General features: G+C 50.8%; 22 protein-coding genes and 1 tRNA gene. 13 read left to right on the forward strand and 10 right to left on the reverse strand.

The genetic code is table 11. The features are described 5' to 3' along the window. The first annotated feature begins 163 nt into the window (after positions 1–163). Positions 164–400 (forward strand): hypothetical protein, encoded by a 237-nt coding sequence (locus tag ACYVJQ_RS07870; protein WP_460892526.1) that lies wholly within the window; start codon positions 164–166, stop codon positions 398–400. Positions 401–460: 60 nt separating this feature from the next. Here the strand turns inward: ACYVJQ_RS07870 and ACYVJQ_RS07875 are convergent, their stop codons facing one another. Continuing rightward, positions 461–1,723 (reverse strand): serine hydrolase, encoded by a 1,263-nt coding sequence (locus tag ACYVJQ_RS07875; RefSeq protein WP_460892527.1) that lies wholly within the window; start codon positions 1,721–1,723, stop codon positions 461–463. Between the two features lie 102 nt (positions 1,724–1,825). On the opposite strand from ACYVJQ_RS07875, the gene ACYVJQ_RS07880 reads away from it, so the two are divergent. The 9 genes from ACYVJQ_RS07880 (at position 1,826) to cphA (ending at position 11,093) form a co-directional block, all read left to right on the forward strand. After that, entirely contained in the window at positions 1,826–2,221 is a 396-nt protein-coding gene (locus ACYVJQ_RS07880; RefSeq protein WP_460892528.1) for a thioesterase family protein, read from the forward strand. Then, on the forward strand, positions 2,222–2,695 hold the full coding sequence (gene smpB, locus ACYVJQ_RS07885; RefSeq protein ID WP_460892529.1) for an SsrA-binding protein SmpB: 474 nt from the start codon (positions 2,222–2,224) through the stop codon (positions 2,693–2,695). 109 nt (positions 2,696–2,804) lie between these two features. Beyond that, the gene (locus ACYVJQ_RS07890; protein ID WP_460892530.1) at positions 2,805–3,584 is read left to right on the forward strand and encodes a C40 family peptidase; all 780 of its coding nucleotides are present in this window, start codon (positions 2,805–2,807) and stop codon (positions 3,582–3,584) included. 93 nt (positions 3,585–3,677) lie between these two features. Continuing rightward, a complete protein-coding gene (locus ACYVJQ_RS07895) occupies positions 3,678–4,187 on the forward strand; it encodes an HNH endonuclease (RefSeq protein WP_460892531.1) in 510 nt (169 codons plus the stop codon). Positions 4,188–4,203: 16 nt separating this feature from the next. Then, positions 4,204–4,608, forward strand: a complete 405-nt coding sequence (locus ACYVJQ_RS07900) for a hypothetical protein (RefSeq protein WP_460892532.1) — start codon at positions 4,204–4,206, stop codon at positions 4,606–4,608. 435 nt (positions 4,609–5,043) lie between these two features. Next, positions 5,044–6,939 (forward strand): 30S ribosomal protein S1, encoded by a 1,896-nt coding sequence (rpsA, locus tag ACYVJQ_RS07905; RefSeq protein WP_460892533.1) that lies wholly within the window; start codon positions 5,044–5,046, stop codon positions 6,937–6,939. A 134-nt stretch (positions 6,940–7,073) separates the two neighbouring features. Then, positions 7,074–7,144: transfer RNA gene (locus tag ACYVJQ_RS07910), tRNA-Cys, on the forward strand. 384 nt (positions 7,145–7,528) lie between these two features. Continuing rightward, positions 7,529–8,410: a cyanophycinase gene (locus ACYVJQ_RS07915; protein ID WP_460892534.1), complete on the forward strand. Its 882-nt coding sequence runs from the start codon at positions 7,529–7,531 to the stop codon at positions 8,408–8,410. A gap of 43 nt (positions 8,411–8,453) precedes the next feature. Next, positions 8,454–11,093 carry a cyanophycin synthetase gene (gene cphA, locus ACYVJQ_RS07920; protein WP_460892535.1) on the forward strand — a complete coding sequence of 880 codons (2,640 nt, stop codon included), beginning with the start codon at positions 8,454–8,456 and terminating at the stop codon, positions 11,091–11,093. 149 nt (positions 11,094–11,242) lie between these two features. Here the strand turns inward: cphA and ACYVJQ_RS07925 are convergent, their stop codons facing one another. Next, positions 11,243–12,208, reverse strand: a complete 966-nt coding sequence (locus ACYVJQ_RS07925) for a hypothetical protein (RefSeq protein WP_460892536.1) — start codon at positions 12,206–12,208, stop codon at positions 11,243–11,245. Between the two features lie 107 nt (positions 12,209–12,315). Here ACYVJQ_RS07925 and ACYVJQ_RS07930 point away from each other — a divergent pair, with 107 nt between their 5' ends. Together ACYVJQ_RS07930 and kdsA are read left to right on the forward strand one after the other, a co-directional pair. Next, positions 12,316–12,933 carry a methyltransferase domain-containing protein gene (locus ACYVJQ_RS07930; RefSeq protein ID WP_460892537.1) on the forward strand — a complete coding sequence of 206 codons (618 nt, stop codon included), beginning with the start codon at positions 12,316–12,318 and terminating at the stop codon, positions 12,931–12,933. Positions 12,934–13,089: 156 nt separating this feature from the next. Next, positions 13,090–13,908, forward strand: coding sequence for a 3-deoxy-8-phosphooctulonate synthase (gene kdsA, locus ACYVJQ_RS07935; protein ID WP_460892538.1), 819 nt, complete (start codon positions 13,090–13,092; stop codon positions 13,906–13,908). Positions 13,909–13,974: 66 nt separating this feature from the next. On the opposite strand, the gene ACYVJQ_RS07940 is transcribed toward kdsA, so the two are convergent. After that, positions 13,975–14,745 carry an O-methyltransferase gene (locus ACYVJQ_RS07940; protein ID WP_460892539.1) on the reverse strand — a complete coding sequence of 257 codons (771 nt, stop codon included), beginning with the start codon at positions 14,743–14,745 and terminating at the stop codon, positions 13,975–13,977. A 28-nt stretch (positions 14,746–14,773) separates the two neighbouring features. After that, positions 14,774–15,160: a Co2+/Mg2+ efflux protein ApaG gene (apaG, locus tag ACYVJQ_RS07945; protein WP_460892540.1), complete on the reverse strand. Its 387-nt coding sequence runs from the start codon at positions 15,158–15,160 to the stop codon at positions 14,774–14,776. A 107-nt stretch (positions 15,161–15,267) separates the two neighbouring features. Here apaG and ung point away from each other — a divergent pair, with 107 nt between their 5' ends. After that, complete coding sequence (gene ung, locus ACYVJQ_RS07950; RefSeq protein WP_460892541.1) at positions 15,268–15,930, forward strand: uracil-DNA glycosylase; 663 nt, start codon at positions 15,268–15,270, stop codon at positions 15,928–15,930. Positions 15,931–15,981: 51 nt separating this feature from the next. Here ung and ACYVJQ_RS07955 read toward each other — a convergent pair whose 3' ends face one another. The 6 genes from ACYVJQ_RS07955 to ACYVJQ_RS07980 form a co-directional block, all read right to left on the reverse strand. After that, positions 15,982–16,671, reverse strand: coding sequence for a polysaccharide deacetylase family protein (locus tag ACYVJQ_RS07955; protein ID WP_460892542.1), 690 nt, complete (start codon positions 16,669–16,671; stop codon positions 15,982–15,984). Positions 16,672–16,679: 8 nt separating this feature from the next. Beyond that, positions 16,680–18,506 (reverse strand): glycoside hydrolase family 9 protein, encoded by a 1,827-nt coding sequence (locus ACYVJQ_RS07960; RefSeq protein ID WP_460892543.1) that lies wholly within the window; start codon positions 18,504–18,506, stop codon positions 16,680–16,682. A 157-nt stretch (positions 18,507–18,663) separates the two neighbouring features. Then, on the reverse strand, positions 18,664–19,764 hold the full coding sequence (gene lepB, locus ACYVJQ_RS07965) for a signal peptidase I (RefSeq protein WP_460892544.1): 1,101 nt from the start codon (positions 19,762–19,764) through the stop codon (positions 18,664–18,666). A 10-nt stretch (positions 19,765–19,774) separates the two neighbouring features. Then, on the reverse strand, positions 19,775–20,491 hold the full coding sequence (gene dapB, locus ACYVJQ_RS07970; RefSeq protein WP_460892545.1) for a 4-hydroxy-tetrahydrodipicolinate reductase: 717 nt from the start codon (positions 20,489–20,491) through the stop codon (positions 19,775–19,777). A 4-nt stretch (positions 20,492–20,495) separates the two neighbouring features. Further along, a complete protein-coding gene (locus ACYVJQ_RS07975) occupies positions 20,496–21,140 on the reverse strand; it encodes a DUF5683 domain-containing protein (protein ID WP_460892546.1) in 645 nt (214 codons plus the stop codon). A gap of 1 nt (position 21,141) precedes the next feature. Then, complete coding sequence (locus ACYVJQ_RS07980; protein ID WP_460892547.1) at positions 21,142–22,056, reverse strand: ParB/RepB/Spo0J family partition protein; 915 nt, start codon at positions 22,054–22,056, stop codon at positions 21,142–21,144. Positions 22,057–22,070 lie beyond the last annotated feature (14 nt).

Below are 22,070 nucleotides of genomic sequence, written 5' to 3' on the forward strand. Positions count from 1 at the left end.
TTATAATTACTGTTTTGGTCCTGTTTTCCCAAAAACGGCCTCAAAACAGGAATTTGGTAAACCGCCATGTTGGTGGCTTTTAGGCTTATTAGTTATAGGCCAAAGTATCCGTACTGGCCAAGCTCCCGTATTTAAGGGAATTAAAAACTTAAACACTACTGCTATGGCAAACGAAACAAATAAGAACCGCGACGATAGAAAAGACAAAGTAGGGAACCCAGGCTCTGGCACCTCAAAAGATAATATGAGCGGCAAAGCCCCCTTGACTGGTGATGTCTCTGGGGCTGATGTTCATACCGGTGATACCCCAGGCATCCAAAAGCAAAACAGTGGCAGCCGTGGCGCCAACAGTATAGAAGATGGAGGCCAGGATAGCGGAAGCTCTGCCGGCAGTCACTAATTTAATTTTTCTATAAGAAACGGGAAGCCCCGCCTGAGTGACAGGCGGGGCTTCCCGTTTCTAGAGTGCTTTGTCATAGGTGCATCTGAAGGTGGTTAGGTCGGGCACATGTTTCCGTTTGCGCTTGAGTTCCAGGTCATAGACCACTTGGCCCAGGTCCCGAAGAAACGGGAAGCCAATGGAGTCATACTCATACTTACCGTCATTGTAAATCTGATCTTCATTTACGTGCACGGTGGCGCTTAACAAGAACTCTACCTTGTTATCAAAATCCACCACGTAGGCATTGTCTGTGAGGTACCCAAACGACTGGCCAATCTTGTTGAAGATTCTGATGTTGGCCGGTACACGCTCCTTTCGGGTTGGGCCTCCATAAAGCAAGTATTTTACAAATGAATCTGGGTACTCTTTTTCGTCATACGCCGGGTAGGCAGTTTCCAGGGGTAGTTGCGAGAGGTATTGGTAAAGGAACCGGTAATCTTCGGGGGTTAGCTGAAACCGGTTTTTGGCCGGCACAGACTCCGGGAACAGCACCGCCCGCAGCATCAGTTGCTGGTCTTCCAGGGCAAAGGTGTTGGAATAGGCAAAATCCCGGGGCTCCATGACCAGTTTATCGTCATTGGTATAATTGCCTATGCCTTTTAAGATGGGAGTAGGGTTCTTGTAGTTTTTGGTGCTCTTGACCAATCCTTGCTGGTAAATCACTTTTCCGTCCTGCAGAAAACGCATGGGGTTGGTGTACTGGTCCAACTCAAAGGGCAGAAACGTAGCCAACCGGATAGGAAGCCGCAGGCTGGAATAGCCCTTGGCTTTCAAGCCCTCGTTTAACGGTTCCTGCCCCACAAATTCATAGAGCCTGTTGTAGGCGTCATTATCTGAGGTGACCAGAATCTTCTTGATGTAATGCGCAATGGACGGGAAGCCGCTGGCCGCGGTGGGGTCCTGGTGTACGCTGGTCTGGCCCTGCCAGGCACTGTCGGTGAGCATGGTGGTTTCCCGGGTGAGGCCAGGTATTTTCAACTTGTTCAGTTTCTCCAGGGCCATGAGCACGCCGGGTAGTTTTACCGTGCTGGCCGGGTTAAAGTACTGCTGGGGATTCACCTGGTACCTGTAGGTGGTAAAAGAGGGTTTGTTGTGCTTGTCGCGGTCTATCTGGGTGTAGAGGATCTGAATTTCGTACTTCTCAGGGTGTTCCAGCAGCTTCCCGAATTTTTCCGGGTGCTTCTGGAGCAGTTGTTCCAGGAGTTTATCTGTTTTGGTCTGGGCGGAGGTTACCATCTGGTTAACAAGTAGAAGGAACAGAAACGGCAGGGCGGTTTTCATGGCAAGGCAAATTGTTTGGGCGAACCGGCTTGAAATTGCGTATAAATTTCTAAACTTCACCACGCCCTTTACCACATTTATACTTCCTCTCTTTTCAACGGCATGCACAACCCTTTCCAGGCCCAGGATACCAAAGTCTACCTGAAAAACGTAACAGACCAGGACCTGGCGCGTTTTGAGGACGGACTGGTGCACCCTGTTTGCTCTACGTTCTCCCTGGGCCAGGCCATGGAATGGGCCAGCCGGTTATTTGTGCTGGAGATGAAAGACGAAGACGAGGAAGGCATTGGCACCATGCTGCACATAGACCACGTGGGCCCGGCTTTCCCTGGGGAAACCCTGCAGGTAGAGGCCCTTTTCAAGGAGCTTACCGGCAATAGCCTGGTCTGTGATATCACCGTGAAGGTAGGGGACCGGCTGGTGGCTACCGGACAAACCGGGCAGAAGATTTTGAAAAAAGAGAAGATCCACCGACTTTTGACGAACAGTAGAAACTAAATGGCGAAGAATAAGGACAAGGACAGGTTGCAGAAAACGGTGAACATTTCTAACCGGCGTGCCTCGTATGAATATCAGTTTCTAGCAAAATACACTGCCGGCATCATGCTGCGCGGCACCGAGATAAAATCAATCAGGGAAGGCAACGTGAACCTCTCAGATGGATATTGCACCTTTCATGGCCTCGAACTCATCCTGCACCAGGTTACCATCTCTAAGTACACTGAAGGCACCCATTACAACCATGAACCCACCCGTGACCGCAAGTTGCTGCTGAACAAGCGCGAGCTCAAGCAATTGAAAGAAGGGGCCCAGGAACAAGGCGTGACTATTATTCCTACCCGGCTCTTCATCTCTGAGCGGGGCTTTGCTAAGGTAGACATCACCCTGGCCAAAGGCAAGAAACTCTTTGACAAGCGCGAAGACATCAAAGAGCGCGACGTAAAACGCGAAATGGCCCGCGAGCGGTACTAAAGCGTTTTAAGCCTGTTTTTACTAAAATGGCCCTAAACTAAAGCTAAAGCCATTCATACCTACCCTTTACCATTCATTCATTGTCTCAACCACTCATTCACGCATTACTTTGAACTTCGGGATCTGTAAATTAAGTCTGGTGCCGGTGCGCCGCGAGGCCTCTGATAGAAGCGAGCAAACCACGCAGCTTATCTTTGGCGAGTGTTATGAGGTGCTGCAGACCCAGGAGAAATGGTATCAGGTAAGGAACGCCGCCGACGGGTATGAAGGCTGGATTGACTTTAAACAGCATTTCCCGGTAACGGAAGCCTATTTCCAGGAGTGGAAGGCGGCCACGCACCCCCGGTCTATGGATATTCTGCAGACCGTGAGCGGCACCACGGCTGTCACTCCCATTGGTATTGGTAGTGTTCTGCCTTTCTTTGACGGAATTACCATACGGGTAGGGGAGGAGAAAATGCTCTACAATGGCCGCGCCACTAACCCTGCTTTGCCATACCGTGACAATTTCCTGCAGAAGATTGCCCAACAGTTTCTGCGGGCGCCCTACGTGTGGGGCGGCAAGTCCATCTTCGGGATTGACTGCTCGGGCTTTGTGCAGCAGGTGTACGGCCTGTGCGGGCACCAACTCCTGCGCGATGCCTACCAGCAGGTGGTGCATGGCCAGGAAGTACATTTTGTAGCGCAGGCCCGCCCCGGCGATGTGGCTTTCTTTGACAATGACGAAGGCCGTATTGTGCACGTGGGCATTGTGCTGGAAGACCAGAAAATCATACATGCCTCTGGTGAGGTGCGCATTGACCAACTGGACCACTACGGCATCTATAACCGGGACCTGAAGCGCTATTCCCACAAATTGCGCATCATTAAACGTATTCTTTCCGCCTGATTCCTGTAACACTACTGCCTGTTAATCAGTTAGAAGTACCATTGTAAGGAATTTTTATTTACCTTACAGGAGCAACTCTTGAGCAGGAATTGTATGAACGGGAAAGTGCTTTTACTTAATCAGGATTATACGGCCATTGCCACGTGCAGCCTGAACAAGGCCTTTGTCTTGTTGTACCTGCAGAAAGCCGAACTCATTGCCCAGGACCAGGTGCACCACCTGCACACGGTAAACGCGGTATATCCCTGGCCTGTGGTCATCAAATTGCAGCATTACGTGCGCGTGCCCTACAAAGGCATCTCGCTTACCCGGCAGAACATCATGCGCCGTGACCGCAACCAGTGCCAGTATTGCGGCTCTACCAGAAACCTTACCTTAGACCATTTGGTGCCACGGTCCCGCGGTGGCGAAAGCTCCTGGTTCAATCTTACCACCGCCTGTGCCCGCTGCAACTCCCATAAAGGAGACCGTACCCCAGAGGAAGTCTCCATGAAACTTTTCCGGAAGCCCTATAAACCCTCTTTGGTTTCTTTCCTGCGTGATAGCATTGAAGACCTTAACCACGCCTGGATGCCATTTCTAGCCGAACGGGCCCGGGCATAAATTTAAACTTACCACCATGACTAAATTAATGGCCGTTGCCTTTTTGGTGACTTTGGGCTTTGCCACCTCTGCGCAGGCGCAGGAAAGAATGATGCCCGTGCAAAAGGGAGCTGTCCAGATTAAAAGCACCCAGGAGCCTGTCAAATACAAACCTTATGTCATCATCGTCATAGGGGAGAAGAATTATCCGGTTCCCGCAGATTCCGTGAACAGTATAGACCCTGAAACCATTAAAAGTATCAATGTCTTAAAAGATGAAAGTGCCACGAGCCTCTACGGGGAGAAAGCCAAGAATGGGGTGGTACAGATCAAGTTAAAGGCCGAAGCCGAAAAAGCCTTCCTGGAGCGGGTAAAGAACAGTGTTGGCAAGCAAATAAAGTTAAGAGGGCCACTGCTCACCAATGAATCGCTGGGGAAATAACTCATCTGGCAAAAGCGGCTCTGCCGAAGGGAAATGCGTTTCGGGCCTGTTTTTCCAAAAACAGGCCCGAAACGCATTTCTGGTTTTTGGCCTTAAATGAAGCCTTATACCGTTTCCATTTGGCTTGTTCACGCCCAAACCGTCCGCTTAGGCCCGAGGGCGTTTTAGAGCCGTTTTTCTGAAAACCGCCCCAAACCATTTCAACCAGTTCTTAAATTACACAACTCAGGACTCAAGATTCACAACTCAAGACTCAGAACTCTTCCAAGGTTAAATCTGCTGGTAATGAAGGTTTTTACGGGAATGTTTAGTACTTTTGCGCCGCCTTCAAGGTGAAGGCATCTGGGGTGCAAACCGCAGATACGTTAAAATAAAGCACCTTTAGCTAAGTGGCTCTGTGGCTAGAGGTTATAAAAGGTGAGCCAGCATAGTAATATGGCAAATGTAGATGATTTTAACTGGGACCAATTTGAGTCTCAGGGTTTCGGTGGAAGCTACTCTGCTGCGCAGAGAGCCGAAATGGAACAAATGTATGCCGACACCCTGAACACCGTTCAGGAAGAGGAAGTGATTAAAGGTACCGTTGTTGGTATCACTGATCGCGACGTTATCCTGAACATCGGGTTTAAATCTGATGGTCTGGTGCCGGTATCAGAATTCCGTGACATGCCGGATCTGAAAATCGGTGACGAGGTTGAGGTTTTCATTGAAGACCAGGAAGACCCTAACGGTCAGTTGATCCTGTCTAGAAAGAAAGCCAAAATCGTTAAGGCTTGGGAAAGAATTTATAGCGCGCTTGAGAACGACACTGTTCTTGAAGGTGTTGTGAAGCGCCGTACCAAAGGTGGTTTGATTACTGACCTTTATGGTGTTGAGGCCTTCTTACCAGGTTCACAAATTGACGTGAAACCAATCCGCGACTTCGACATTTATGTTGGTCGTAAGATGGAAGTGAAAGTGGTGAAAATCAACGCCGCTTTTGATAACGTAGTAGTATCGCACAAAGTCCTGATCGAGAAAGATCTGGAGCAGCAGCGCGCCGCCATCCTGAACAACCTGGAAAAAGGTCAGGTTCTGGAAGGTGTGATCAAAAACATGACCAACTTCGGTGTGTTCATCGACCTTGGTGGTGTAGACGGTCTGTTGCACATCACGGATATTTCATGGGGCCGCATCAACCACCCGCAAGAGGTGTTGGAGCTAGACCAGAAGGTAAACGTGGTAGTTCTGGACTTCGACGACGACAAGAAACGTATTTCTTTGGGTATGAAGCAATTGACTGCTCACCCTTGGGATGCCCTTCCAGCCGAAGTAGAAGTTGGCTCACGCGTGAAAGGCAAGATTGTAAACGTAGCCGATTACGGTGCGTTCTTAGAGTTGATGCCAGGCGTAGAAGGTTTGATCCACGTGTCAGAAATGTCATGGTCTCAGCACCTGCGCAACCCACAAGACTTCATCAAACAAGGTGATGAGATTGAGGCTGTTGTGTTGACTATGGACCGTAACGACCGCAAAATGTCTCTGGGCATTAAGCAATTGTCTGAAGATCCTTGGACCAAGCAAGATGTATTGACTAAGTATGCCGTTGGAACTAAGCACACAGGTGTGGTTAGAAACCTGACTAACTTTGGTCTGTTCATTGAGCTGGAAGAAGGTGTAGACGGTTTGGTACACGTATCTGACCTGTCTTGGACCAAGAAAATTAAGCACCCATCTGAGTTTGTGAAAGTTGGTGACAACTTAGACGTAGTAGTTCTGGAACTGGACGCTTCTGCCCGCCGTCTGGCCTTAGGCCATAAGCAACTGGAAGAAAATCCATGGGATACTTTCGCGTCTGTCTTCACTGTAGGTTCTACCCACAAAGCCACCGTATTGGAGAAATCTGACCGTGGTGCCACCCTGGAACTGCCTTACGGTATTGAAGGATTCACTTTCCCTAAAGGCTTGACCAAAGAAGACGGTTCTGCCGTTGAAGCTGGTGAGCAACTTGATTTCAAAGTAACTGAGTTCTCTAAAGATGACCGCAAAATCATCTTGTCTCACACTGCCATTCACACTGCCCAGCCAGAGGATGCCAAGCGTAAGAAATTTGAGAAGAAAGATGCTCCTGCCGCTGGTACTGCCAAAGCAGCTGCTCCTGCCGCCCCTAAGAAAGACGAAGTTCGTTCTACTTTAGGTGACCTGGATGCCCTGTCTGCCTTGAAAGACCAGATGATGGAAAACGAAAAAGAAGCCGGTGAGAAGAAGTTAGCTGCCGCGGCTCAGGCCCGCACTGCTAAACCAGCCGATGCTGAATCTACTGAAGCAGAATCTACTGAAACTGCTGAATAATTTTTGGGTAGGTAACTACCTGTCTATAAGGGAGCCCCTGTTTTACAGGGGCTCTTTTTTTGGTCCTTACCCAAAAAAAGGGCCCTCAGGTTGTGCCAGCATTAAAAGATGTGTATATTTGCATTCCCAATCACGGTAACGTGGCCGAGTGGCTAGGCAGAGCTCTGCAAAAGCTCGTACAGCGGTTCGAATCCGCTCGTTACCTCAACAAAGGAACAAAAACCCGCTTGGAACCACTCCAAAGCGGGTTTTTCGTTTTCAAGGCCTTTTATTGGTAAAGAATTGGTAAACATTTTTCCGTTTACTTTTTCGTCTCCATTTCTGCTTTCTCCCTGTCTCTCTTACACTTGGGTTGTTCGTTTTAAAACGGCCTTCGTAGTTTCCACAGCGTGGTTTTGTGGTAAAACACATATATAGCCGCTGGCTAATCTTTTGAGGTTATTTTTCGTAATCAAACCATCAATTATCAAATTCATGTGAGAAGGATTGGCCTTTGCGTTTGGATTAACATTTTTTGAAAAAGCGTAAGCCTTACCAAGAGTTGTTAACCTACAGGAGAGCCCAAAAAAGAATTTAATACGGCAAGCGCGTGAAAGTTTCTGAACAAGAGAAGAAGCCTAGGCAATCTATAGAATACAAGACCCCCAATGGAACGGTCATAGCCATAGGAGGGAAGGAGAACAAGGGAGAAAGCCCCGAGGAAGAGGACAATCAAGGACGTAACATCAATTTTGAAAAGACTGAAATTCTGGAGCGTTTTCTCCAGGAACTCCACGGGAAAAACCCTTTAATAGTTGTGATCCCCACCGCCTCCGCCGCCCCCGACGAGGTAAGCAAAACCTATGTGGAGGTTTTCAAAAAGCTGAAGGCAAAAAACGTAGAGGTGCTGGATATTAGGTCCAGAGAAGATTCCTGCAAACCGGAGTATCTTAAAGTAATTGAAAAAGCAGCCGGAATCATGTTCACCGGCGGTGACCAGCTGCGCCTCACCTCCATTTTTGGCGGCACTGAAATTATGCGCCTGATAAAGGAACGGTATTACAAGGAAAAGCTGGTGGTGGCGGGAACCAGTGCCGGGGCCGCCGCCATGTCTACCCAAATGATCTACCAAGGCAGAGATGATGCCGGTTTCATCAAAGGAACCGTAAGCATTACCACGGGGCTGGAGCTGTTGAATGATGTAGCCATTGACACGCATTTTATCTCCCGGGGGCGTATTGTGCGTATGTCACAAATGATTGCCACCAACCCCTCTTTTATTGGCATTGGATTAGAAGAAGATACGGGCGTGGTGGTGAAGAAAGGCCGTGAGATGGAAGTAGTAGGGAGCGGGCTGGTAATGGTGGTAGACGGAAGATACAGTACTAACACCAACATTTATGATGTAAAAGAAGGAGTGCCCGTCACCATCAGAGACATGACCGTGCATCTGCTGGGAAAGGGAGATACTTATACAATTGAGGTTTTTTAAAGCAACTCTTAACTATTCACCCTCCTTGGGGTGAAGCCTTTTTATGAAAATCGCGGAATTACGCATCATGCGTGGGCCAAATTACTGGTCAGTTAAACACCCAAAAATTGTAGTGCTCAAACTGGACATGGAAGAATACGCCGGTGTTCTTACCACGCAGTTGCCTGGCTTTGCCGAACGGCTACAGCAGATGTTCCCGGGCATAATTGAACACCGCAGCACCGAAGGCCATGAGGGTGGCTACATGAAACGCGTACAGGAAATTGGGGTGCCGCTGAGTAACGTGTTAGAACACGTGGCCCTGGAACTCCAAACCCTGGGCGGGATGAACTCAGGCTTTGGGCGCAATTACCATGCCCCGCAACCAGGGTTTGAATACGTGGTCTTTTCCTACCAGGAAGAAAAGGCCGGCGAATACGCCGCCCATGCCGCATTGCGCATAGTGCTGGCGCTAGCCAAAAATGAACCCTATGATATTTCACCGGATGTAGACAGGCTGCATGAGATACGCGAAGATGAACACCTGGGCCCTAGTACTTACTCCATTGTCTCAGAGGCCGTAGCCCGGGGCATTCCTTACATCCGGTTAAACAAGAGCTCGCTTATCCAATTAGGGTACGGCGTAAATCAGAAGCGCATTCAGGCTACCATGACCTGCCGTACCGCCTCTTTTGCGGTTGAGATTGCCGGTGATAAAAACGCCACCAAAGAAATGCTCTATGAAGCGGGCGTGCCTGTGCCCAAAGGAGATATCGTGTATGACCTAGCGGAACTCAAACAGGCCGTGAAGGACCTGGGTTTTCCGCTGGTGACCAAGCCCCTGGACGGCAATCACGGCAAAGGAGCGGGGATCAACCTCAAGACCTGGGAAGAGGTCGTGAGCGGCTTTGAAGTGGCCCTGCAGTACTGCAAAGACGAGAAGGCCGTGATTGTGGAGCAATTCATAGAAGGGTATGACTTCCGCTTGCTGGTGGTGAACAAAAAGTTTGTAGCAGCGGCCAAACGCACGCCGGCCATGGTGCTGGGAGACGGCACCTCTACGGTGCAGCAACTCATTGACCAGGTCAACAGTGACCCGCGCAGGGGGGTAGGCCACGAGAAGGTGCTTACCAAAATCACCCTGGACAAAGACACCTATGGCATGCTGGAGAAGATGGGCTACACCCTGGAAAGCGTGCCGGCGGCGGGTGAGGAGCTCTTCCTCAAAAGCACCGCCAACCTCTCCACCGGGGGCACCGCCACTGACGTCACCGACCTCATTGACCCCTACAATGTGCTCATGGCCGAGCGGATTGCTGGTATCATCGGGTTGGATATCTGCGGCATAGACGTGGTTACCTCAGACATCGCTATTCCCTTGCCAGAGGCGCGGGGGGCAGTCATAGAGGTGAACGCGGCGCCCGGTTTCCGGATGCATACATCGCCCACAGAGGGGCTTCCCAGAAACGTGGCCGAACCTGTCATAGACATGCTTTTCCCGGGGCAGTGCCCGTCCCGTATTCCTATTATCGCCATTACCGGTACCAACGGAAAAACCACTACCACGCGCCTTATCGCACACATGGTCAAGTCCAAAGGCTTCAAGGTAGGCTACACCACCACAGACGGCATTTACATCCAGGACAAGATGCTGGAAAAAGGAGATACCACCGGGTCTAAAAGCGCGGAATTTGTGCTGCGAGACCCCACCGTGAACTTTGCTGTGCTGGAGTGCGCACGGGGCGGCATGCTTCGCTCCGGCCTGGGCTTCCGGCAGTGCGATATAGGCATTGTAACCAACGTGGCCGAAGACCACATGGGTCTGCGCGACATCTACACCCTGGAAGACATGGCCCGCGTGAAGGCGGTGGTGCCCAAAAGCGTGAGCAAGAACGGGTACGCCATCCTCAATGCAGATGATGACAACGTGTACGCCATGGCCACTGACGTTGAGTCAAAGGTGGCTTTCTTCAGCATGGATGAAAACAACCCGCGTATTCTCAAGCATGTGGCGCAGGGCGGTCTGGCCGCGGTATTTGAGAACGGCTTTATCTCTATCTTTAAGAACACCTATAAAATACGCGTAGACCGCGTGGCAGACATACCGCTTACCTTTGGGGGCAGGGCCAAATTCAACATTGAGAACGTGCTGGCGGCCACCCTGGCAGGCTATATCTCCCAATTTGAGATCTCTGAGATCAAGACCGCTTTGCGCACCTTTGTGCCCTCGGCGGCCAAGACCCCGGGACGTATGAACCTCTTTAAGTTCCCAACCTTTGAGGTGCTGGTGGATTATGCGCACAACCCCGCGGGCATGAAAGGCATCGCTGAGTTCCTGCAGAATGTAGACGCACGCAAACACGTGGGCGTGGTGGCTGGGGTAGGAGACCGCCGTGATGAGGATATCCTGGAACTAGGGAAACTGTCAGCCTCTATGTTTGATGAGGTCATCATCCGGTCAGACAAAGACCTGCGGGGCCGTTCTGCAGAAGACATCAACAAAATAGTGTTGGAAGGCATTAAGCAGGTAGACCCGGCTAAACCAGTGAAGGTGATCCAGCAGGAAATGATTGCCATTGCCTACGCACTGGAGCACGCCGAGAAAAACTCCTTTATCACCATCTTCTCAGAGGACATTCCGGAAGCCATCAAGCTAATTGAGAATTTCAAAGTAATCCAGGACAGAAGAGTTATGCTGGACTAGTTTATTGAATGATTGATTGAGTGAATGAGTGAATGAAATAAAATTCTATTTATTCTCTCAATCACTCATTCACTCCATAACTCATTATAAAAAGAGCCCCGAAGCATTTCTGTTTCGGGGCTCTTTTTATAAAAACGGGCTTAAAACGCTTATTTCAACGTGAAGGACGTGGTCCCGATCAGGTAGCCTTCAGTATACAATTCTACGGTATGCTTGCCGGTTTTGAAAGGGGCGCCTTTAGAGTAGATGAAGGTAACCTGCTGTTGCGTGTTGTCAAAGACGATATCACGTTTAGCGGTATAGAACTGCTCCTTGCCTTCATACTCAAACGTGCCGGAGCCGGTAGCCAGGTTGTAAAGCGCAGACCCGTCTGGCTCAATCAGACGCATAAGAATCTCTTTGTTCTCTTTGGCGGCTACCTCATTTTTGCCCAACCTGAACGTCAGTTTGATTTTATCTACGCGTTTGGCTTTGTATTCTTCTTCGTCATCGGTTTTCTCCTTGCCGCGGTCGTTCAATATACTCACAGATAGGTTCTGGGCTTCCAGCTTAGACGCCAAAGCTACCTTCTCAGAGAGGGCAGTGTTATTGGTGGAAAGCGTGGTAATAGAATCTGCGAGTTTGTTCTGGGTGGTTTTCAGGCCTTTCACCTCCGTAAACAGTTCTTCGTTATCGGTTTGGAGTTTGGCTACTTCTTCGTCTTTCTTTTTTAGGGCCATTTCCAAGCTCTGCGCCCTTTGCTGGAACCGTTTCTGATCTGCCACGGTGAAGGAACTGTTCCTGAAGGATCTCAACTGGGCAAGGTCACTGTTGATGGCGGCAATTCTGGATTCCAGAGAATCATTGGTGAGGCCCATAGACTTCAGTTCGGCGCTCTGGCGTTCGTAGTCAGATTTCAGGGTCTCGTACACTTTGATCTGGTTTTCCAGTTCGGTGCTCTTTACTTTGATGATCTCCTTCTGCTCCTCGTTCTCCTGGGTTTTCTGCTGCTGCATATAGATCAGGATGCCGTTGATGCTGAGCAAAACAATGATCAGGCCTACAACTAATAGTTTTCGGTTGCTATCCTTCTCAGGGGTACGGTTGTTTTCCTTCTCAAGTGTGTCGTTCGCCATGGCGGGTTTTGGGATGGGTTAATGGAATTTAGGCACTAGCTATTCTTACAAAAATACGGTTCTCCTATTCCTTTGCAAATTATGAGGTAAAATACTTACTTCAGCCCATGAGCCAGGAAGCCAATCTAGACCAAGACTATTGGGAGCAACGGTACCGCCAGCAACAGACCGGGTGGGACGTTGGCGCCATCACGCCGCCCCTTAAAGCCTACGTAGACCAACTGCCAGACAAAAGCCTCAAAATCCTGATTCCGGGCGGTGGAAACGGGTATGAGGCCGAATACCTCCACCTCCAGGGGTTTACCCAGGTGTACCTACTGGACATTGCCGCCGACCCGCTGCGCCATTTCAGGGAGCGGGTGCCGTCCTTTCCGGAAGAGCACCTGCTGCAGAAAGATTTCTTTGCCTTGCAGCACCGTTCCTTTGACCTGCTTTTGGAGCAGACGTTCTTTTGCGCCTTGCCCCGGTCTATGCGTCCCGCCTATGCCCGCCAGGTTTTTGAGGTGCTTAAGCCGGAAGGCAAATTGGCTGGTGTGCTGTTTACCCTGGAGTTTAATGCCCCCGGCCCCCCGTTTGGGGGCAGCGCCCCCGAATACCAGGCCTATTTTGAGCCTTACTTCAGGTTTCTGCATTTTGAGCCCTGCTACAATTCCGTGAAGCCCCGCCAAGGGAGTGAGCTCTTCCTGGAACTGGAAAGAAGGGAACGGCCTCAGTTTATCGCGTAAGATTGCGTACTTTTGGCCTGCGGCTGTTTTGGGCCTGTTTTCAGAAAAACAGCCTCAAAACACTTGTAGCAATTAAGGGAAGCCACATTGGCCCTTCACTTCTTTTTTTCACGCGTACAGTACTAAGTTTACACAGGAAATAACGAGTAAAACGATATGATCATCAGCATTCCTAATTTACAGCATACCACCTCCGGTAACTTCTTTCTCATGGCCGGCCCCTGCGCCATTGAAGGCGAAGAAATGGCCCTGGAGATAGCCGAGCAACTGGTACAGATCTCTGACCGCCTACAGATTCCGTTGATTTTCAAGGGGTCTTACCGCAAGGCCAACCGATCCAGAAAAGACTCTTTCACGGGCATAGGCGATGAGAAAGCGCTTCGCATTCTAGAGAAAGTGGGCAAGACCTTCGGCATTCCTACGGTTACCGATATCCATGAGGCCCATGAGGCAGCCATGGCCGCAGAGTTTGTAGATGTGCTTCAGATTCCTGCGTTTCTTTGCCGCCAGACAGATTTGTTGATTGCCGCCGCCGAGACCGGCAAGGTAGTGAACATTAAGAAAGGCCAATTCCTGTCTGGGGAGTCTATGCGCTTTGCCGTGGAAAAGGTGAAGGAATCTGGCAACGGGAATGTAATCCTCACAGACCGGGGGAACTCCTTCGGGTACTCAGATCTGGTCGTGGATTTCCGTAACATCACCGTTATGCGCGAGAACCAAGTGCCCGTGGTCATGGATGTAACCCATTCACTGCAGCAGCCCAACCAGTCTTCTGGCGTAACCGGTGGCCGGCCCGCCTTGATTGAGACCATTGCCAAGGCTGCCATTGCAGTAGGTGCTGATGGCCTTTTCATTGAAACGCACCCAGACCCAATGTCGGCGCGGTCAGACGGCGCCAATATGCTGCCCTTGGCGCAGCTAGAGGGGCTTATGCGCCGCCTGATCAGGATTAGAGAAGCCATTAAGTTTGAATAGCCATAATGCGTTTCGGGCCTGTTTTTGGTAAAACAGGCCCGAAACGCATTCTTAAAGAAAGTAAGACTAGAAGCGCAGCGTGAAATGCTGCTTGGGTTGGTTCTTTCTAAAGAAGACCAATCCCATATAGAAAAGGTCAACTGTGAGCAGCACCCGCGGGTGCTGCTTTATTTTTTGCCAGGCTTGCTCCATTTCCCCAGACCAATAGATATCATCAAAGATGAACACGCTGCCTTCGTGGGCTTTGGTGAGGCATTCCTCAAAGTACCGGAGCGTAGGCTCAAGACGGTGGTTACCGTCAAAAAATACAAAGTCTACTTTCTCTAACCTTTGCAGCGTCTTGGAAAGGGTCTGGTCCAGATTTCCCTCCACAATCTTTACCTGGTTCAAGCCCAAGGCGTCCAGGTTTTTTCTGGCTTGGGCGGCAATGGCAGGGCAGCCCTCAAAGGTATACAAGTCAGAGTTTTGGTGGGCAAGGCCCAGGTAGGCGCTGGTGAGGCCCAAAGAGGTACCTAACTCCAATATAGTGGCCGGCTGAAAATGGTTGGCCAACCGGAAAAGCAGTTGCCCCAGGCGGGCGGGTTTGGCGGCCGTGCGGGCAATGTCAGCCACCTTTCTTTGGCGGGTAGCGCCCACGTGGGAGCCAGCCCCGAAGTCAGTGACCTCCAGTACGGTTTGGTCCTCTAACAACCGTTGGCGCAGGGCTTCTACCGTGTCATAGGCCGGAAAATGGCCCTTGTGATGGATGATGTGGCAATAGAGATTGAAGACAAAAGGGGAGTGCAAACCATGCGCATTCCCTGAACGCCACCAGAAGGAGGCGTACCTGTAAATCATGGCGGCGTGCTGCAAACCAGAAGTGGGATTAGTTGAGTTTATACGGGATGATAAGGGTGAACTCCGGAATGGTAACCTGAAACTGCTTGCCATCTACTAGCCGTTCCATTAGGTACGTGCCGGCCATCTTGCCAATGCTGGTTTTGAGGTTACAGCCAGAAACGTACTGGTGGCTTTCACCGGGCTCCAGCACGGGCTGCTGGCCTACTACGCCTTCGCCCTCTACTTCCCTTATTTCATTGTTGGAGTCAAAGATATGCCAGTGGCGGCGTAATAACTTTACCGTAAATTCGCTGTTGTTCTGTATGGTGATCTTGTACGCGAAGACAAAGTGCTGCTGGGCCGGACTGGAATAGTCAGGGAGGTAATTTGTCGTGACGTTGACAGTGACTCCTTGGGTGGTTTTCGTATCCATGCGTGCCTTTATTTTGTATACTAGGAACAGGCTTTCTGGCAGATTAGTTTTGCCAGCCGGATTCTTCCCTAAAAATACGCTAAAAACCTTAAAAAAGTATCTCCTCTATGCAGGTAAAAATTGAAAGTAGCTGGCAGAAGGTGCTGGAAGACGAATTCCAGAAGCCTTACTTCCAGGATCTCATCCAATTTGTAAAGTCTGAATATGCCAACACCGAGGTGTACCCACCGGGCAAGCAGATCTTCCACGCCTTTGAAGAATGCCCTTTTGACAAAGTGAGGGTGGTGATTCTAGGGCAGGATCCTTATCACGGGCAGGGCCAGGCTAACGGCCTGGCGTTCTCGGTGGCAGAAGGCATGCGCTCACCCCCGTCCCTGGTTAACATATTCAAAGAGATAGAGGCAGATCTGGGTAAGCCCATTCCCAAGACCGGCAATCTGGAGCGCTGGGCCGAGCAGGGGGTACTACTTTTGAATGCCACCCTTACCGTCCGGGCCCACCAGGCCGGTTCGCACCAAAAGAAAGGGTGGGAGGAGTTCACAGACGCCGTCATCAAGAAAGTGTCTGATAAGAAAGACCACGTGGTGTTCATGCTCTGGGGCGCCTATGCCCAGAAGAAAGGCCTCATCATTGACGAGAAAAAGCACCTGGTTCTAAAAGCTGCGCATCCATCACCCTTCGCCGCTGACAAAGGCTTCTTCGGGACCCGGCACTTCAGCAAGGCCAATGCCTACCTGAAAGCGCATGGGCAACCCGAGATTGACTGGTAGCAGGAATTCTGTTTTGGGCATGTTTTTCTGAAAACAGGCCCAAAACAGAAGTTATTGTAGAACCTTCTGCAGGGAGACAAAGGAATAGCCTCGTTTCTTCAGCTCAGTAAGCAGGGAATCCAGCTGCAGGTAAAATTTATCGGTGCGCTGTGGATCTGTGCCCAGGTGGAGGAAAAGCAGATAACCGTTCAGCCCTTTGGGGCTCTTCTGCTCCCGGTCCAGAATAGAATCCAGAATTACTTGGCTAGACCGGTATTGTTTACCCAGGCTGGGAAAAGTGTAGTCTGCGTGCGACAGCGTGCCTGGGGTATAGTTAACCAGGGTTAGGCCCATTTCCTGCGTCCAGTCGGCTATTTTCTGATTGTACCACTCATAGGGCGGCAGGTAATATGGGGCTTGGGCCTCCTTTATCCCGAAGCGTTCCATCTCAATGTAGTTGGAGAGCAGGTCTACGGTAAATTGCCCTTTGGTGACCAGTAAGGAGTCTCGCTTCTGCCAATCGGCGTACAGTAGGTGTTTGTCTGAGTGCGCCCCCAGGTAGTGCCCGTCCTTTTTCAAGCCTTTGATCACCGTTGCGAAAGCAGGGTTGCGGTAAAAGTCACCGGTAAGAAAGAAGGCCGCCTTTACCCGGTGCTTCTTTAGAGCTTTTCTAATGGACACGTAGCCATCAGCAAACTCATGGCCGGTAAAGACCAGGGTCAGCTGCTTTTTTGTGCTGTCGCCCCTGGTTATGGCCCCCAAGTAGGTACTTACTTTTTTCTGGCACCTCCGGCCTTTCCTTTGCCTTCCATCTGAAGCGCCGACAAAAGGTAACTCAAACTGGCGGTCCCGTCCATGGTAGGTTCGTTGGTGGAGTAATCACCATTGTCATCGTGGTACACCACCAAGTCAGATTGGAAAGGCGCGAACTCATCTGCCTGATGCAGCCGCAAGTACTGCAGGTTTTTATAGATGCTGCCGTACACGGGGCCGTCCACCAAGCCGCCGTCTAACCGGTACTGGTGTAAAGTGGTGAGCGCGGAATGTGGGTCTTTGGGATAGATGCCGTTTTCAGGTAACCCAATGATCATGCTGGTTCCCCAAGGGTTGGCCCCAAAGAGCCAATCGAGCAAAGAAGCCTCCAATTCTACAAACCGGTTGTCATTGGTAAGCTGGCGGTAAAGCTTGGCTTGGGTAGCCAGGCCGGTAACCAGGTTATTGGAGCACCAGATAAAAGGCACGCCCATAAGGAAGGCGTTGCCCTGGCCGCGCTCCTGCACCGCTTCCAGTCCTTTCCGCAGATTAGCGATGAACTCCTGCCTTACCTTGGCATCCTGGGAGGCGCCCAGGTAATAATGGCCCACGTTGATGAAGGGGTACCACTGGTAATGGCGGGCAGTATCCTTGCCTAGCCAAGGGGTAAGGGGTTCCTGGCGTCCAAATTCGGCGGCCTTCTGCAGCAATTCGGGTTTACCCGTGAGTTGGTGCAGTTGCACGGCGGCCAGTTCCATGTCATCTACCCAGTTGTCTTCCTCATAGAAATAAGGAGCCTTGCCGGGGGCCGTTTGGTTTACGCCGGGGCGGGCCAGGCCGAAGGAATAGGCTTGCTGCGCTTTTTCCTGCAATTGGCGGGCATAGGCAGGCATATGGCTAGCCAATACCTGCGCCCCTAACCCAAAGGCTGAGGAGAACTTGCCAGCGGTAGAGGCTACCCCCGTAGAACGGTTCTTGTTTTTAAAGGAGCCTTGCGGCTTGCCGGTCACGGCATACACGGGGCGACCGTTGCCGGGCCCTTTGCCATAGTCTACCAGATCTTTATTGGGAAGGCGGTACCCGGCGTGGTCCCGGTCATCGGCTATTTGGTTGTACATGACGTCTGCCGAGGGATACATTTTCAGGAGCCAGTCCAGGCCCCATTTCGCTTCATCCAGTATGTCTGGGATGCCGTTTTTTCCAGGTAGCCCGTTGGCCTGGAACGCATCACCAAAGGCCTCTGGGTTTTGTTGGTAGGCAAAGAGCATTTGGAATGTGGCATTGGCCGAGGTGGTCACATACTGCAGGTAATCACTGGCATCATGCCAGCCACCGGTGGCGTCTACGTAAGAGGAGTCACGGGCGGGGTTAGGGTGGAATACCGCAAAACCGTCTTTGGTATGGCAGGAATCCCGCAGGAAAGGGTTGAAGCCGCAACGCTGCTGGCGCATGTACCGCAAGACAAAATCAGCGGACTGGTCATACACCTTTTGGTCAATTAGGAAGTCTGGGGACCGTGTGCCATTGACTTTGAGGTAGTAGGTGCCTGGTTTGGTAAACCCAGAGAAGTTTAACCTGTAGGTGTGGGTAAATGCTGTGTATGCTCCGTAGGGTTTCACCTTATTGCTTTTATGCACCACCTTGTTGGTGCGGGCATCATGCACACTGAAAGAAGGGGCACCCATATCTTTTTTGGCGGCCAGCACGGCTACCTTGGTGGCGGAGGGCAGATACCCCAATTGGTTAACCCTTATCCAGGAATCTGCTACAGCAGAAGACTGGCTGAAGGAGGGGAACCCGAAGCCAATAGCCAGGACCAGCAGAATTGAATGTAAAACGCGCATAGCATAAACCCATTAGTTGCCGCCAAGTTAACTTTAATCCTGAAGCCAGGAAAGTACCAAAACAAAATAGCCGGCAAGGGCCGGCTATTTTGTTTTGGGTAAAAGCGGGAAGCTGTTTTGGGCCTGTTTTTAGAAAAATAGCCTCAAAACAGGTCCATTAATCAATGGTCTTGAAAATACGGTTCCACCTGATTTTGTTGAAAAGGGTTTCCGTAGGGTCTGCCGACATCCAGATCATTACCGCCTTGCCTACAATATGGTCTGCCGGTACAAATCCCCAGTATCTGGAGTCTTCTGAGTTGTGGCGGTTGTCACCCATCATCCAGTAGTAGTTCTGTTTGAAGGTGTATTGCTTGATTTCCTTTCCGTCAATGAGGATTTTGTCATCGCTTACCTCCACTTTGTCATGTCCTTCGTACTTCCGGATCACCATTTCATAGAAAGGAATGGTTTTGGCATTTATGTCAACGGTCATGCCTTCCTTAGGGATCACGAAGGGCCCGAAGTTATCCTTATTGTACGGGTACATAGAGGGCTTGAACGGGAAGATATCTGCTCTGATTGACCCAATGCTATCTTTGTACAGCACCACTTCCTTAATAAAGTCAAAGGTTTTGAGCTTAGCAGCTGTGGCTGGGGTGGTGTTGATGATGTAGGCTTCGCCCCCGTAGGCGGGTTGCACATCTGTGATGTCGTTTTCCTTAAAGAACTTAGGGTTGATAGGCGTGTTGGCCAATATCCCGTAAGCGTACTGTACTTTGTCTGGTTCGGGCACCAATTTGTCATTGATGTACACCCGCATGTCTTTCATCTGAATTTTATCGCCCGCAATGCCAATACAGCGTTTGATGTAGTTCATTCTAAGGTCGGTGGGGTGACCGGTGTCTGCTGGCCAGTTGAAGACCACCACGTCATTGTTCTTTACCGTGGTAAAACCAGGCAAACGGTAAGACTTCAGTTGAATGGCGTCTGAATAGGAGGGAATGTTAGTGCCCCAGATGGTCTGGTGGGTAAGCGGCACCTGCAATGGGGTGATGGGCGTGCGCGGGCCGTAGTGCAGTTTGCTTACAAACAGATAATCGCCTACCAACAGAGACTTCTCCATGGAGGGGGTAGGGATGGTATAGGCTTCAAAAGTGGCCCACCTGATAAGGGTGGCGGCTACAACGGCAAAGAGAATGGCGTCTCCCCATTCTCTGAAAAAGCCTTTCTTCTTTTTAGGCTTGGATTCTTTCTTGGTCCAAAAACGGATACTCATGCAAGGGTGATTAGAGTTGTAGCAGATCGGTCATCCCAAAAATTCCCTGGCGGCCGGGCAACCACTCGGCGGCCAAAAGGGCGCCTGCGGCAAAACCTTCGCGGGTGTGGGCAACATGGTGCAATTCAAAGGTATCATTTTCTGAGGTGTATTTCACTATATGCGTACCCACCACTTCGCCTTCGCGCTCAGAAACAATGCCCAATAAACCTGGTTCAGAGCTGGCATCGTTGATCCAACCCTGCTTCTCTGGGTATTGCTTTAAAATGCCGTCGGCGATGGTAAGGGCTGTGCCGCTGGGTTTGTCCAGTTTGTGCACATGGTGAATTTCCTTTACCTCTACCCCATAGGCAGGGTACTGCCGCATTTTCTGGGCAATGTACTCATTAAAGTGAAAAAACAAGTTGACCCCCACGCTAAAGTTAGACGCATAGAAAAGGGTACCTTGCAACTGCTGGCATTTCTCCTTTACCTGGCCCAGGTGCTCCAGCCAGCCCGTGGTGCCCACCACCACAGGTATCTTTTTCTCAAAGCAGGTAAGAATGTTGCCCACGGCCGCATCTGGGCTGGTGAACTCAATGGCTACGTCTACCTGGTCTGCGGTATAGGTGGCTAGCTTATCTGCATCCTGCACGGTAAGGGCCCCCACTATTTCATGGCCTTTGGCTACAGCCAACCGCTCAATGGTTTGACCCATTTTGCCGTACCCGATGAGAAGAATGCGCATAGTTTTATTTCAAAGTAAGATGGATGCGGACACCTCCTGCATAGGAAGACGTTCCGGTAAGCGGGTTGAGGGCGGGGGAGAAATGTAAAGAAAGGTCTTCGCTTACGTCAAAGGCCTTGAGGTGGGCGTCTACGTGGGCTTCCAGCACGTTGAGGCCCCAGGCCAGCACGGCCAGAATAATGTCCAGATCACGGTACTTCCGGAAGAAGTCCTTGGAGGAGCGCAGGTTGCGGCTTCCCTGGTCATTGGCGCGGCCTTCCCCGTAGACGTTGTCCTCAGCGTATTTGTCTATGGTTAAAGGGTCACCATCAAATCTAATGCGCAGCGCCTGGGAATAATCCTGGTACTTGCGGTTGTTGTCATAGATGAAATACCCAATCAACCCACCGGTGGCATACACCAGAGGGATTTTCCAGTAGCTTTTGTTGTAGGCCTGGCCCAGGCCGGGCACCACCGCTGAATAGAAGGCAGCTTTGGCAGGGCGGCTCCAGTGACTGAATCCTTTTTGGGCAGTATCTGCCTTGGCCAGGGCCGCCGGAGTGGCGACCTTGACGGAGTCTGGGCCAGCAGTCACTACTTGCGCCTGGCTTTGTGGAGCAGAAGCCAGATAAAGGAAAAGACAGAAAGAAAGAGCCGCCAGCAGCCGCATGTTACGCGTAGTTTAAGATTTCCAGGATCCGGTTCAGTTCATCTACAGAGACAAAGGGAATCTTGATCTCGCCTTTTCCTTCTGCTGATGCCTTGACATGGATACGGGTGCCAAAGTAAGAGGATAGCCTTGATTCAACCCGCTTCACTTCATTCTCAAACGGATGCAAGTCTAGTTTGGTCTGTGGATCTGGTTTTTTGTTGGCCAGGTTCAGGTTACGTACCAACTCCTCTACCTTACGCACAGACAATTCCTCGTTTACAATCTTGCGGTACACCTCCAACTGCTTCTCCACGTCATCAATGTTAATGATGGCGCGGGCATGGCCCATGGAGATAAGGTTGTCCCGGATACCGATCTGGATGTCTGGCGGCAATTTGAGCAGGCGCAGGTAATTGGTCACCGTAGTACGCTTCTTGCCTACGCGGTCGCCTAGTTCCTCTTGCTTTAGGCTACACTCAGACAGCAGGCGCTGGTAGCTGAGGGCAATCTCAATGGCGTTGAGGTTTTCCCGCTGAATGTTCTCAATCAGGGCCATTTCCAGCATCTGCTGGTCATCGGCTTTCCTGATATAGGCTGGAATGGTGTCAAGCCCGGCCAGTTTGGCGGCCTGTAAACGCCGCTCCCCAGAGATCAGCTGGTACGTCTCGGCGTTCAGCTGCCTAACGGTAATGGGCTGGATAATTCCCTGGATGCGGATAGATTCAGCCAGTTCTTCCAGGGCCACTTGGTCAAAGTGGGTACGCGGCTGGAAGGGGTTGGTCTCAATCTGAGATAAAGCTATATCTGCGATGGTGTTAGCAACGTTAAGATGAGTGGGTGTTGATTCTGGTTTTCGGTCATAACTGCCCGAGATAAGCGCATTCAGGCCTCTTCCAAGGCCCCCTTGTTTTTTCTTGGCTGAATTATCAGACATGTACTTCTCCTCTT

The organism is Rufibacter soli (assembly GCF_054781795.1).

What these genes read in the sequence shown, in the direction of transcription:
- ACYVJQ_RS07880 (WP_460892528.1), top strand. Translation starts at nt 1,826, where the DNA reads ATGCACAACCCTTTCCAGGCCCAGGATACCAAAGTCTACCTGAAAAAC.
- smpB (WP_460892529.1), top strand. Translation starts at nt 2,222, where the DNA reads ATGGCGAAGAATAAGGACAAGGACAGGTTGCAGAAAACGGTGAACATT.
- lepB (WP_460892544.1), bottom strand. Translation starts at nt 19,764, where the DNA reads ATGAGTATCCGTTTTTGGACCAAGAAAGAATCCAAGCCTAAAAAGAAG.
- dapB (WP_460892545.1), bottom strand. Translation starts at nt 20,491, where the DNA reads ATGCGCATTCTTCTCATCGGGTACGGCAAAATGGGTCAAACCATTGAG.
- ACYVJQ_RS07975 (WP_460892546.1), bottom strand. Translation starts at nt 21,140, where the DNA reads ATGCGGCTGCTGGCGGCTCTTTCTTTCTGTCTTTTCCTTTATCTGGCT.
- ACYVJQ_RS07980 (WP_460892547.1), bottom strand. Translation starts at nt 22,056, where the DNA reads ATGTCTGATAATTCAGCCAAGAAAAAACAAGGGGGCCTTGGAAGAGGC.
- kdsA (WP_460892538.1), top strand. Translation starts at nt 13,090, where the DNA reads ATGATCATCAGCATTCCTAATTTACAGCATACCACCTCCGGTAACTTC.
- ung (WP_460892541.1), top strand. Translation starts at nt 15,268, where the DNA reads ATGCAGGTAAAAATTGAAAGTAGCTGGCAGAAGGTGCTGGAAGACGAA.
- cphA (WP_460892535.1), top strand. Translation starts at nt 8,454, where the DNA reads ATGAAAATCGCGGAATTACGCATCATGCGTGGGCCAAATTACTGGTCA.
- ACYVJQ_RS07940 (WP_460892539.1), bottom strand. Translation starts at nt 14,745, where the DNA reads ATGATTTACAGGTACGCCTCCTTCTGGTGGCGTTCAGGGAATGCGCAT.
- ACYVJQ_RS07925 (WP_460892536.1), bottom strand. Translation starts at nt 12,208, where the DNA reads ATGGCGAACGACACACTTGAGAAGGAAAACAACCGTACCCCTGAGAAG.
- ACYVJQ_RS07900 (WP_460892532.1), top strand. Translation starts at nt 4,204, where the DNA reads ATGACTAAATTAATGGCCGTTGCCTTTTTGGTGACTTTGGGCTTTGCC.
- apaG (WP_460892540.1), bottom strand. Translation starts at nt 15,160, where the DNA reads ATGGATACGAAAACCACCCAAGGAGTCACTGTCAACGTCACGACAAAT.
- rpsA (WP_460892533.1), top strand. Translation starts at nt 5,044, where the DNA reads ATGGCAAATGTAGATGATTTTAACTGGGACCAATTTGAGTCTCAGGGT.
- ACYVJQ_RS07895 (WP_460892531.1), top strand. Translation starts at nt 3,678, where the DNA reads ATGAACGGGAAAGTGCTTTTACTTAATCAGGATTATACGGCCATTGCC.
- ACYVJQ_RS07870 (WP_460892526.1), top strand. Translation starts at nt 164, where the DNA reads ATGGCAAACGAAACAAATAAGAACCGCGACGATAGAAAAGACAAAGTA.
- ACYVJQ_RS07960 (WP_460892543.1), bottom strand. Translation starts at nt 18,506, where the DNA reads ATGCGCGTTTTACATTCAATTCTGCTGGTCCTGGCTATTGGCTTCGGG.
- ACYVJQ_RS07930 (WP_460892537.1), top strand. Translation starts at nt 12,316, where the DNA reads ATGAGCCAGGAAGCCAATCTAGACCAAGACTATTGGGAGCAACGGTAC.
- ACYVJQ_RS07875 (WP_460892527.1), bottom strand. Translation starts at nt 1,723, where the DNA reads ATGAAAACCGCCCTGCCGTTTCTGTTCCTTCTACTTGTTAACCAGATG.